Genomic DNA, 12653 nt, shown 5'->3' with positions numbered 1-12653 from the left:
TCGTTCCCGTTATTGATTGATCAGCTCACGCCAGGACACGCGCTTCGTTCCGAGGGTGGAGCTGGATGTGTTGATGCTGCTGTTGGTGCCGTTGTCGAAGCTCACCAGCATGGTGCCGCCGACGAAGATCGGGTTGTTCGGTAGCGAACTGAAGCCAACACCAGCGGAGGGCGTGCCACCAGACGAATCGTTCGAGTCGATCTTGCCGTCGCCATTGGTATCGAAGAAGTTGTTCTGTGGATTGGTGCCTGTGAACGGATCGACCGCCATGATCCAGCCGCTACCGGAAGGATTGCAGGCGTCACTAGCGATGGGTATGCGCGTGGTGCCCAGCAGCAGGTTGCCCTGGAACTGGTTGGGCGTAACCATGCGTTCGCCCTGCTGGACTGCGGCACCACCGGTGCCGGTGGGCGACAGCAGATCGATGTACCAGCCTGACTTGCCCGTCAGCGAGCTTGCGTCCGTGTTGGTCGTAACCGTACGCGATTCCAACGTGGTCGACGTTGCCGCCGTCTCCGAGGTAATCGAACGCTGCGCGAGATCGGTGCGCGTTTTGGTGGAATCGACCGCGGGGCTGTTGGTAGCGTCGGTAGACTTGACGATCAGGCCATACCAGGACTGCGTACTTGTATCTTTGAGATCGGTTGCCGTCAGGTATTTGCCGGTGCCGAAAAACACCCAGACATTCCCCATCGGATCCTTACCAGCAAGCATACCCGCGGTAATAGGCTGCGCTTTGCTACCGGAATCCATGGCCGTAAAGAGCTTCACACCTGAGCTGTTCGGTGTCGCGGTGAGCGTGGGTGGCGTGGTGCTCGTGTCCACCGTATTGAGAGTAAATGACCACACATTGCCGCTTCCATCACCAGCGTAGGCAATGGTGCTGATGCCATTGTTCACCGGGTCAATCCATACGGCCGGCGGGGCCAGTCCAGTCGTATCGGTGGTGGCGTGCACGTTGAGCGCGCCAGTCGCCAGATTAAACTGCAGCAGTGCAGATACACCTGCGGTACTGTTGTAACCATTGCCCAAAATCACGGACCAAGTCCCATCCGACGTCTGGGCGATCACTGGCTTGCCCGTCATCTGACCGATGTAATTGCTATTGGTCAGACCATCGCTTGCGGAGCGCTCCCACAGGAAAGCGATGTTGGCAGGGTCCGTGACATCAAGTGCATACACCGCCTTGGCCTGGCCACGACCGGTTGTACCGACCAATACGGTTTTCCATGCATTGGAGATATAGACGTCCGCAACAGTCAACTCACCGTCGTTGAAATACTGATGGGGTAACGTATCGCCGCCGTAATTCGTGTTGGCCAGGTCGACAATGCCTTTGGTGCTTCCATTGACGATCACCGCACCCGGCAGATAGGCATAGGATTCCGCGCCCGTGCTGGCGTTGAACGCGTGCAGCTGGCCATCATTGGCCGCGACATAGATCAGCCCAGTGCGCGAGGTTTTGCCGCTGGCATACAGGGCGTAAGCGGTCGACCCGGTAAAAGTCTGGTTGTTGAACTGATTGGCTGAAGGCGCACCAACGTACACCGGCTGCGAGCTGACGATATCGCCGATGGGGGTATCGCGGTTGCGATAGCTACCGTTATTGCTCTGTTCTTGTGATTGGTCCCCGCGCAGGTAATTGATCATGTTGGTCTGCGCAGTGGCGCTGCTCCCCAATGCGCTCAATTGCGTAGTCGACAGTGCCGGAAGCGTGCCACCCACAACCTTGAATGCCACGTACGTCAACGAACTGGGGTTGTACGTATAGATGTTGCGACTGGCGGCTACTGGCAGCACATTTGATGCCGTCCAGGTCGGCGTCGTGGCGATGGCACCGGTAGTGGAATTGATCGCCAGTGCCTTCAGGTCACCCTTCCATTTGGCCGTGTAGTAATTCGCCTGATAGGCAACCGTACCCGTCTGCAACTGGGTGGAATTGGCGGCCAGGCTGGCGCCGGTACCAACACGCTCCGTGGCACGCTTCAGCGCGTCCTTGAGACCGCTTGCGAATGCCTCTGGACTAGTGGCGGAGTAGAAACCGCCATGGCCATTAACAGCCGCATGCGCCAGGTCCGCGATATTGTTGATGCTGTCCGAAGTAGGCGCTGGCCAGCTGAAATTGCTGATCGCAGTGCCGCCATTGGCCCACGTAAAGATCCGGTCAATCGTCGTTCCCGACGGCGAGATACCCGTTGGCGTGAAACCAAGACCCAATGTAAAGGTGGTCATGTGCTGCCAGAAAGCGGGATCTTCAGTACTGGTTGGAACCTCGTTCGCCGTCGCCGTGCGAAGGTCCGTCTCCCAATACTTCATGGCAACGTCGGCGAGCGTAAGGGAAGTGGATCCTGAATAAGGTGCAGCCGGCGAATAGGTATAAGTCTGACCATTAGGCCCAGTCACCGTGGTGCCCGCCGCATTGTCGGCGTTATTTACGTTGGATGGGTCGCTACCGTTCCAGAAACCGTCCGTCGTAAGGATCGTATACGACTGGCGACACGCAAGTTCCGTCGTGTTGGTCGGGTCAGGATCACTGGACATCGTCGACCACGGCTGATCCGTCTGATAATACTGGCCGACCGCGTCCAGGGATCGGCGCAGTGGTGTCGTATTGTTCGCGCTTTCCCCGACCACCCAGCTCCAGAAATTGGCCTTCTGGGTACCTGAAGATCCATCGCCGAACGGCGCAACTTTGGCGATGCTATTGTTGTTGCTGCCGTACTGCGCATTGAGCGAAGGTAGACCACTGTCGTTGTTGCCGTTGATCGAGCCAAAGCCGATGCGGTATTTCGCATCGATGTTCACGAAGGCATTCAGCAACCCGCTTTTGGCCATCAAGATGCGGGTGTGATAGTAGGAGAACCAGTTGGCAATATTCTGCCCTGCCGCCACGCCTACGGGCGCCGCGGCTCCCGACGTATCTGATGCCAGCACGCAATTGGCCTTGCCATTGCAATTAGTCGGCGCCACGTAATACACCGTATACGGACCACTGGCTGCACCAGTCGAGTATTGAAAATAGGTGTACTTGTAATAGGTGAAAGTACAAGTTCCAAGGGCACCACTCCCAGAACCTGATGTCTTATTCCAGTTGGAGTTGCCATAAGCACCCTGCTGACCGTTATAAGACGTCGTGCAGGCACTCTTGGTAACACCGCTTGCAGAGTAGTTTTGGCTTGAACTTGCAGTGGAGTAGGTGATGCTGCTTGATGAGTAGTTGCTTACATCCACGCTGCCACTGGAAGTCTTGAATCCGTCCAACCAAGCACTCGTAAGACCCGTTGGCGCATTAAAGGACGAACCATTCGCGTTCACTGGTGGCAGATAAGTGACCGTAGGGTTGTAGTACGTGCCGTTGTTTGCGGAGTCGATCACTGCACTGTTGTTGCTATTGTTTTTCAAATAGCTCCAATCAGGCATGAAGTCGCTACCCATCGAACCCGAATCATCGAGCATCAGCACAATGTTCGGCGGGAGGGATGCCTGAATGATCAACGGGGCCGTGTCGACCATGACCGACGTGCCTGCCGCCTGTGCAGGCGTGCTGGCGACCCCAAGCCCCAGAACCGCCACGCTCGTATAGAGCAATTTGCCCATGAAACTGGCGGTCGTACTGCGCAGTCGGGATGTGATGTTCATGTCGGCTGTGCTCTCGAAGTTTGCGACGTGGAGGGCGGTTGCCCGGTCAACGAATGCGACGACTTAACCTTGCTTGATCATGGCCTGCAGCGTCACCACCGCGCGGCTGCCGACCGTGGCCGGGTCGCCGCTGCGCGCCGTAACGCGGTAATAGATGACCGTGGTGGATGTGCCCTGGGCACCATAGTTGTGGGCATTGGCAGTCTGGTTGTAGCCAGTACTCGAAGTCGGGTCGTACCAGTTGCCCATGTTTTCGATCACATACTGCGGCTGGCTGGCCGCGGCGCCGCTCTTGGTGAACAGGCCAGAGCCAGTACCCGCAGTCACCGTGTTGATCTTGGTGGTGTCGAGATTCGGATCACTGAACGGATTGGCCTGGCAGGCGACACCGCCCGCCTGACAATTGCGCGCAATGTCACCGGGGTTGGCGACGACACGCGCCGCAGCGGCGCGCATTGCCGCTTCCGCGCTCTGGAATGCGATCTGGCGGTCATAGAGATTGGCTGCCATTTTTTGCTGCATGATCGTGCCGCGAATGGCCGCAAACCCCACCAACATCACCACGACCAGCAATAGCAAGGCGACCACCAACGCGATGCCGCGCTGGCCTCGTCGAGGCGACTGCGACTGGCACTGTCGACGTCGCGCGCAGATGGCACGATCGATGTTCATGGACACCCCCGTTTTGGCGTTGTTTTCGCCGATACCGGACGACTTGCAGGAGAGTACGGAACTCATCTCAAATCACTCGATTGCGTAGTGTCGTGGTTGAGGTAAACGAGCGCGAGACCGGCTTGGCATTGACGCCAGCATTTTTATCGACGCTCTCCGTGGTCAAAGTGACCCTGACGGCATCCACTCCCGCCCAGTTGGTGACGGCGCTGGCGGCCACAAAACTGGTGCCACTTACCTGGTGATACAAAATGGACATCGTGGTGACGTCGCGCACCATTTCCGATGGTGTCGGCGTGGGTACACCGCCAGCAAGGCTCACAGCACTGCGAAATAGCGACTTTCCGCCCGCCACGTTGGTGCCGATGTACCAGTCGACAGCCGACAGCCTGGATATCTGCGCGTTGGATGCAAACGCATAGCTACTCCCGCTGCTGCACAGCGTGGGATAGCTCAGATCGGTCGTGCAATTACCCGGCGCCCCGCTGGCTGCATGCGTTAGGGTGCCGCTGGCGTTGCTGGTGATTTGCACGATGGCCGCATGATCCGGATCGCACACGATGACCACATCGCCTGTCTGGATATCCGTGGTGGTTTCGTTGAGCGTAAACGTCGCCGCTGGTTCGGAGTTGATCTTCACGCTGACGCCAGAGGCCTCGGCACCAATGAGAGTGATGGAATCCGTGCCAGCGAGGCGGGCGGTAGTTACCGCAACGTCGGTCTGCGTGCTGTCGTAACCGAGCACCGCATTGTTCCAGTTGGCCCACCAGGCAGGTGTCGACGTTTTGTTGTTGCCGTTGTTGAGTACGTTGGCAACGCGCCCACTGTTGTCGCAACCGGTAAGCCCCGCGGCGCGGATGTCGCGCGCCATCATCTCGAAGGCCATGCGCGAGTTGTCCTGCACGTTGCTCAACGCCTGATTGGACCGATAGACCTGTTGATTGGACAGGAACACGCTACTCACACCGGCGATGACGACCAGGCCGAGCAGCAGCGCTACCATCAACTCGATCAGCGTGAAACCGGCCATCAACCTGGGCTGGCGGCGCGCAACGCTGGATACTTTGAAACGCGTCTTCATAGCATGGCCTTGGTGGTCACCGTCTGAGCGCTTGCACCACCCTTGCCCGCGCGACTGTCATCGAAAGTGATGGTGATGAGGCAGTCTCCGAGGGTGGTGCAAAGGATGGTCCCTGAGGTGCTCGCGGCACTCCCCAGGGTTGCGCCCAACTGATTGCACCAGGCATTGAGCTGATAGGCCGACAGGCTACCTGCCGCGGCTGGGCATGCATTGGCCGTCACGGTCGTGTTGTACGGCGAGCCGGCCTGCGTGGCGACGGCGAAATCTACGCGCATGGCATCCAGGATCGAATAGCTGGAGATGGTAGCCATGCTGCGCGCCATGGCACTGTTGTTGGTGGACAACGACATGGCCTGCAGCGCCGCAATGCCCAGGAAGGCAATGGACAGCACCAGCACCGCGATCAGAACCTCGATGAGGCCGACGCCGGCCTGTTGCTGTCGTGCGCGCGGCTCTTGGGCCCGTCTGGAAAATGAGGATGTCATAGCCGATTCGCTCGTTGCCATCGCTTGCCAATGCTCAACCTGTGCACGCCTTGGCTTGCCGGCCAGGCGTTGGATCACAGCCCAAATGCGGTTGTTCATCAGGGGCACGCCCCCGACGAAGTGGTTGTGGTCAGGATGGAGCCAGCAGCCATCGCGATCAGTCGATGATTGTTGGTGAGATAGGCGCTTGTGCAGATATCGGCGACTGGTCCCGTGTACGGCGTCGTTGTGCCAACGGCCTGGGCCAAACCTTGTCCGCTGAAGCGCAACGCCTTCATGTCGCCGCTTAGCTGCAGCGGATCGGTCAGACCGGCTACGCCCGCACGCGCCTGCGTAGCGGTGGTTCCGGTCATCACTAACACTGCGCCGGTCGTCGTACCGCACCCCGTTCCAAGGGTATCGCTCGTATTGTTGCTGGCTGAGTTGCTGCACAGCTGCGCATTCGCATTGCGCTTGATCGCTTCCATCCGCGCCGTATTTATCGCCGCGACAACATCATTGGCTGTTGTCGTGAGCTTGTTGGAGATCGTGATTGTCCTGAAGCTGGGCACGGCGATCAAAATGAGCACCGTGGCAACGGTGAGCGTGACCATCAGCTCGATCAGCGTAAAACCTCGCTGAGCCTTGCGCGAAGTCAGGCGCTTGCAGCTCACCTGCGCGGCCTTCGTAAGGTGGCCGAGAAACGGCTGATTCATAGGTCATCCTGATAACAGTCGTGGCCTATCGGAGAGAACCCCGTAGCCATGCAAGCATCGAACTCGTTGGTGCGTAGTCCGGCGAGGCGCACAAACATCACCCCGACCAGCAGCGTGCTTCGCTGACGCGACAAGACGTTCATGGATTTCCCCTTGAGTCCCCCGGGCCCCCTTTGACCCTAGGCTTACTGTAGCCCTCACCCCCGGGCTAACGACTAGGCCTCCACTGACAAACGGCAGGAATCATCCGACAGGCGGGATAAACATGAGCCGACAAGGGTGATCGCGATCACAAGCGCCTGACAGGGCCACCGGGGCGAGCAGAGTACGGGGCGCCGGCCGACCCAAAAGATCGGCTTTTCTACGCTGGGGCGGAAATAGGCGGGTGATCGTATCCACCAAATGGCCTCAGTAAGCCATTTTCCTTCTGATCACCGAACGACCTAATCCCCAGAGTCTCCCCCCGGCACGCTCCTGCCCTTTTCACGCCGCACGCGCGATCGGGTAGTCATTAGCGGATCAGGGCACCAGCCGACGCTTTCCGCGAACCCCGCCAAGCATGCAACTGGCTTTCGCAGAGCGGCAATACAGCTAGGGAGGCGCGCGCCGGCGCCTGGCTTAATAATCGCCGGAACATTGTTCATCTGTACCAAGCGACCAAGACGGGTTCCTGAGCGACCAAGGGCGACAAGCACAATATCGCCACGGAGTTTGGTGACCGTCAAAGCGCGCCCAGGATAGGCGAGCAAACGTCGCCGCAAAACTGATTCATGGATGTAACACCCATGTGCAATGCGCATGCCGTTGCTGTTGAACTGGACCGTGTCGATAGTTATCGATTTGTCATCCATTTATCCAAAACAAAAAGGTCTGCGAGACCGGAATCTTCGCAAACCTTTAGTTGTTGGGGTGCCGGAAATGGGAATCGAACAAGAGTCGTAAATGGCTCCATGCTTCACCTGAAAGAGTCAAACGCCAGCCTCGTACTCACAACCTCATTCACAATCACCAGCACGCTGCGGCTGGCGGCCCTTATGGCATATGCGAGGAATCTGGCTGGCCAGTTCGATGTTGTAGCCGACCGTAATCGCGTAGCGCCGAAGGCCCTGGGCCGTCGACACGATCAGCGTCATGAAGATTGCGCATGGTCAGTTCTTGGCTGGCCACCCCTAGATCTGACCGAGTGCGCCGCTCCGTGTCGGGGCGAACTGCACTCAAAAACGTATTCACGAGCTGAGACAGCTATGGGTGTACATCTGCGAATGCCCGAGACGCAAAAAACCCCGCAGTTGCGCGGGGTTTCGGGCCATTCGCGGACTCCTACGGACGCCTACGAATGAATAAATGGTGCCGGAAATAGGAATCGAACCTACGACCTACGCATTACGAATGCGCCGCTCTACCAACTGAGCTATTCCGGCGAGGAATCGCTAATTCTACGGAGCCAAGGGGTACCGTGCAAGACGTGGCCCGTCAAAGGCTCGCGGATGCGCTGCCGGTGATGCGCAGTTCCTTGGGCAACGCGAAGGTGATCGTCTCCGGCTCGCCGTCCAGCTCGCACACGTCGCCAGCTCCCCACGATTGCAGCCGAGCGATAACATCACGCACCAGCTTTTCGGGTGCCGACGCGCCGGCGGTCAACCCGATGCGGGTCACACCGTCCAGCCAGCTGCGCTCGATGTGCTCGGCACCGTCGATGAGATAGGCCGTTACGCCCTGCTTTTCGGCCAGCTCACGCAGGCGGTTGGAGTTGGAGCTGTTGACCGAGCCAACCACCAGCATCAAGTCCACCGCATCTGCGAGACGGCGCACGGCATCCTGGCGGTTCTGGGTGGCGTAGCAGATATCGTCCTTGCGCGGCCCCTCGATGTCCGAGAATTTCTCGCGCAGCGCCTCGATGATGGCCTTGGTGTCGTCCACCGAGAGTGTGGTCTGGGTGACGTAGGAAAGCTCATGCGGGAATTTCGGCTGCAGCTCGGCGACACTTTCAACCGACTCCACCAGCAGAATCTCGCCCGTGTTGGCCGGATTCCATTGCCCCATCGTGCCTTCGACTTCCGGATGGCCGGCGTGCCCGATCAACACCACGCTGCGACCAGTGCGGCCCAGGCGCGCGACTTCCATATGTACCTTGGTCACCAGCGGACAGGTGGCGTCGAACACCTTGAGTCCGCGCTGGTCTGCTTCTTCGCGCACGGCCTTGGAGACGCCATGCGCGCTGAAGATCACGGTGGCGCCATCGGGCACTTCGCTCAACTCCTCCACGAACACCGCACCGTCTGCACGAAGCTTGTCCACTACGTAGCGGTTGTGCACCACCTCGTGGCGAACATAGATCGGCGCACCATAGGATTCGAGCGCGCGCTCGACGATGGCGATGGCGCGGTCCACACCAGCGCAAAATCCGCGGGGGTTGGCGAGCAGGATGTCCACGAAAACTCCGGACCCGGCTGGGTCGACTGACAGGCGGCTATTATCGCACGCCCCGTCTGGCCACACGTTACGGCGCGTTCAGGCCTTCGCCTTGCCTGCAAACAGGCCGAACACGATCAGCATCACTGCGCCCACGGTAATGCCGCAATCGGCGACGTTGAACACCGGATAGCTCCATTCCCGGTAGTACACCTGGATGAAATCGGTGACCTGCGCCGCATGCAGCCGGTCGATCAGATTGCCCAGTGCGCCACCCACGATCAGCCCTAGCGGCATCGCCGTGCGCCAGTCGCGGCGCGGCGTGCGCGATAGCCACACCACCAGCACTGCGCTGATCGCAACCGCCAGCAATACGAAGAACCAGCGCTGCCATCCTGTGCTGCTCGCCAGGAAGCTGAAGGCCGCGCCCGTGTTGAATGCCAGCGTCCAGTTAAGAAAACCCGGAATCACCAGATGCGGCATGCCAGCCGGCTGCAGCGCGCCCAGTGCCCACCATTTGCTGAGCTGGTCGAGCACGATGACGACTGCGGAAAGCGACAGCCAGGAGAGTGCGTTGGGTTTGGGATTCATGAGCACATCGTTGCGAGATTTAACTCCCTCTCCCCTGTGGGTAGAGGATTGGGGTGAGGGACCGGTCTTGCAGCGGTACTGCTACAGAGCGATTGATCGACTAATGAAACGCTTCCGCGAGCACCCACCCCTCACCCCGGCCATCTCCCCAAAAGGGAGAGGCGGAAGCGTTGCGGTTTGGGTTAGAACCAGCGGCGATCTTCGCCCGGACCTTCCACGTTGCTGATGCAGCGCTCGCAAAGTTCCGGATGCGCGGCGTGCGTGCCAACATCGTCGCGACGGTGCCAGCAGCGCACGCACTTGGCGGCGTCACTCACCGTGGCAGAGACCCAAACGTCAGCGCCTTCCAGCTCGGTCAACACCGCGTCGGCCGGCTGACCACCGGCCAGGTCCAGGCGCAGGTCCGAGGTGATGAAGAAAAAGCGCAACTCGGAAGCCGTCGGCACATAGCGCGACACGATGGACTGGTCCGCGTGGATGGCCAGCTTCGCTTCCAGCGAGGCACCGATCTGCCCGCTTTTGCGCATACCTTCGAGCACGCGCGAAGCGGTCTCGCGGATGGCCAGTAGATCGGACCAATAGCGGCGCTGCTCCGGTGAACCCTGGGTAGCGGCCAGCCCTTCGTACCAGGTTTCGAACAGCACGCTCTCGCTGCGCTTGCCCGGCATGCTCTGCCAAATTTCTTCGGCGGTGAAGGTCAGCACCGGCGCTAGCCAGCGCACCAGCGCCTCGGCAATGCGATACATCGCGCTCTGTGCGCTGCGGCGACCGTGGCTGTCGGTCGGCATCGTGTAGAGACGATCCTTGGTGATATCCAGGTACAACGCGCCCAGCTCGTTGGTGCAGAAGTTCTGCACGCGCTGCACGATCTCGGGGAAGTCGTAACGGTCGTATGCAGCCGTTACGGCTTGCTGCACGTCGCAAGCCTGCTGCACGGCCCATTGGTCCAGCAGCAGGCTCTGTTCCACCGGCACCAAATGCTTCGAAGGATCGAAACCATCCAGGTTGCCGAGCAGGAAGCGCGCGGTGTTGCGGATGCGGCGATACGTATCGGAAACGCGCTTGAGGATCTCATCCGACAGCGACATCTCGTTGCGGTAGTCGGTGGAGCAGATCCACAGGCGCAGGATGTCCGCGCCCAGCGTCTTCATGATGTCCTGCGGCTCGATGCCGTTGCCCAGCGACTTGGACATCTTGCGGCCCTGCGCATCCACGGTGAAGCCGTGGGTGAGCACGTCCTGGTACGGCGCACGCGCGAACATCGCGGTCGAGGTGAGCAGCGACGACTGGAACCAGCCGCGATGTTGGTCGGAGCCTTCCAGGTACATCACTTTGTAGCTGTCCGCACTGCCCTGCTGCAGTTCCGGACGCTGGCCGACTACGGCGAAATGGCTGACGCCGGAATCGAACCACACGTCGAGCACATCGAGGACCTTCTCATAGTCCTTCGCCTGGTCACCCAGCAGCTCGGCCGCATCCAATGCGTACCACGCGTCGATGCCGCCCTGCTCCATGCGCTTGGCTACCTGTTCCAGCAGCGCGACGCTGTCCGGATGCGGCTCCTGCGTGGCCTTGTGCACGAACAGAGCGATGGGCACGCCCCAGGTGCGCTGGCGCGAGATGCACCAGTCGGGACGATCGCCCACCATGCCGGCAATACGCTCTTCGCCCCAGCCCGGCACCCAGCGCACTTGCTTGATCGCGTCGAGCGCGTTCTTGCGCAGATCAGCCTGTTCCATGCTGATGAACCACTGCGGCGTGGTGCGGAAGATCACCGGCGTCTTGTGGCGCCAGCAATGCGGATAGCTGTGTTCGATCTTGGCAAAGGCCAGCAGCACGCCACGACGACGCAGCAATTCGACGATCTCGTCGTTGGCCTTCCACAGGTGCTTGCCGGCGATAACGGTGCCGTCCAGCGCAGCCGGCGTATCGGCGCGATACGTGCCACGGCTCTCCGTATAGTTGAGCGTCTCGATACCGTACTTGCGTGAGACAACGAAGTCTTCCACGCCGTGGTCGGGCGAGGTATGCACCGCGCCAGTACCGTCCTCGGCCGAGACATGCTCCCCGAGCAACACCGGCACTTCGCGCGCATAGAACGGATGCCTGAGCATCACGCCTTCCAGCGCCTGACCTGCAACGTGACCGAGCACGGTTGCCTGCTCAAGGCCGTAGCGCTGCGACGCCTTCTCCGCGAGCGCGCTGGCGACGACCAGCAGCACGCGCTGGCCATCACGCGGCTTGGCCTCGATCAGCGCGTATTCCAGATCGGCGCCCAGCGACACGGCAAGGCTTTCCGGCAACGTCCAGGGCGTAGTGGTCCAGATCGGAATGGCGACGATGGCATCGCCCGCATCGACGCCGAACTTCTGCGCTAGCGCCTTCGTGTCGACTGCGTCATAGGCGACATCGACCGCCGGCGAGGTCTTGTCGGCGTATTCGATCTCCGCTTCGGCCAACGCCGAACCGCAATCGAAGCACCAGTACACCGGCTTGGCACCACGCACGACGTGACCATTGGCGACGATCTTCGCCAGCGCACGCACCATGTCGGCTTCGTACTTGAAGTCCATGGTGCGATACGGATGATCCCAGTCGCCGAGCACGCCCAGGCGCTTGAAATCGGTGCGCTGCAGGTCTATCTGCTGCTGCGCGTACTCGCGACACTTTTGGCGGAAGGCGGCGGCGTCGAGCTTGTCGCCCGCCTTGCCGAACTTCTTCTCCACCGCAATCTCAATCGGCAGGCCATGGCAGTCCCAGCCTGGCACGTACGGCGCGCGATAGCCCGCCAGCAGGCGCGACTTCACCACCACATCCTTGAGCACCTTGTTTACCGCGTGACCCAGGTGGATCGCGCCGTTGGCGTACGGCGGGCCGTCATGCAGCACAAACACCTTGTCGCGATCGGCCGCGCGTTGCTGGATCTGCGCATAACGGCCGATCTGCTCCCAATCGGCCAGCCACTTGGGCTCGCGCTTGGGAAGATCGCCACGCATCGGAAATTCCGTCTGCGGCAGGTTGATGGTGTTCTTGTAATCCTGGGTCATTGCCTGATTTGCCGTCGGGTTGTGGCTGGCG

The 12653-nt window shown here is 60.2% G+C and carries 9 protein-coding genes and 1 tRNA gene; all 10 read right to left on the bottom strand.

Annotated features, from left to right (window positions below; translation table 11 throughout):
* Positions 1-9: 9 nt before the first annotated feature.
* Positions 10-3639 carry a pilus assembly protein gene (locus tag AC3CBN_RS11650; protein ID WP_488633189.1) on the bottom strand — a complete coding sequence of 1210 codons (3630 nt, stop codon included), beginning with the start codon at positions 3637-3639 and terminating at the stop codon, positions 10-12.
* Between the two features lie 63 nt (positions 3640-3702).
* The gene (locus AC3CBN_RS11645; RefSeq protein ID WP_488633188.1) at positions 3703-4311 is read right to left on the bottom strand and encodes a pilus assembly PilX family protein; all 609 of its coding nucleotides are present in this window, start codon (positions 4309-4311) and stop codon (positions 3703-3705) included.
* Between the two features lie 67 nt (positions 4312-4378).
* Positions 4379-5392, bottom strand: coding sequence for a prepilin-type N-terminal cleavage/methylation domain-containing protein (locus AC3CBN_RS11640; RefSeq protein WP_488633187.1), 1014 nt, complete (start codon positions 5390-5392; stop codon positions 4379-4381).
* Positions 5389-5877 carry a type IV pilus modification protein PilV gene (gene pilV, locus AC3CBN_RS11635; RefSeq protein WP_488633186.1) on the bottom strand — a complete coding sequence of 163 codons (489 nt, stop codon included), beginning with the start codon at positions 5875-5877 and terminating at the stop codon, positions 5389-5391. The genes AC3CBN_RS11640 and pilV overlap by 4 nt, the downstream gene beginning before the upstream one ends.
* A 98-nt stretch (positions 5878-5975) precedes the next feature.
* The gene (locus AC3CBN_RS11630; protein WP_488633185.1) at positions 5976-6572 is read right to left on the bottom strand and encodes a GspH/FimT family pseudopilin; all 597 of its coding nucleotides are present in this window, start codon (positions 6570-6572) and stop codon (positions 5976-5978) included.
* A gap of 995 nt (positions 6573-7567) precedes the next feature.
* Positions 7568-7705 (bottom strand): hypothetical protein, encoded by a 138-nt coding sequence (locus AC3CBN_RS11625; RefSeq protein WP_488633184.1) that lies wholly within the window; start codon positions 7703-7705, stop codon positions 7568-7570.
* Between the two features lie 212 nt (positions 7706-7917).
* Positions 7918-7993 (bottom strand) — tRNA-Thr (locus tag AC3CBN_RS11620).
* 52 nt (positions 7994-8045) lie between these two features.
* Positions 8046-9005, bottom strand: a complete 960-nt coding sequence (ispH, locus tag AC3CBN_RS11615; protein ID WP_488633183.1) for a 4-hydroxy-3-methylbut-2-enyl diphosphate reductase — start codon at positions 9003-9005, stop codon at positions 8046-8048.
* 78 nt (positions 9006-9083) lie between these two features.
* Positions 9084-9575: a signal peptidase II gene (lspA, locus tag AC3CBN_RS11610; protein ID WP_488633182.1), complete on the bottom strand. Its 492-nt coding sequence runs from the start codon at positions 9573-9575 to the stop codon at positions 9084-9086.
* Positions 9576-9757: 182 nt separating this feature from the next.
* Complete coding sequence (gene ileS / locus AC3CBN_RS11605) at positions 9758-12622, bottom strand: isoleucine--tRNA ligase (RefSeq protein WP_488636720.1); 2865 nt, start codon at positions 12620-12622, stop codon at positions 9758-9760.
* Positions 12623-12653 lie beyond the last annotated feature (31 nt).

It is taken from the genome of Dyella sp. OK584, assembly GCF_057787755.1.
The sequence above is the reverse complement of the archived record's forward strand: the minus strand, read 5'-3'. Positions and strand labels throughout refer to the sequence as shown.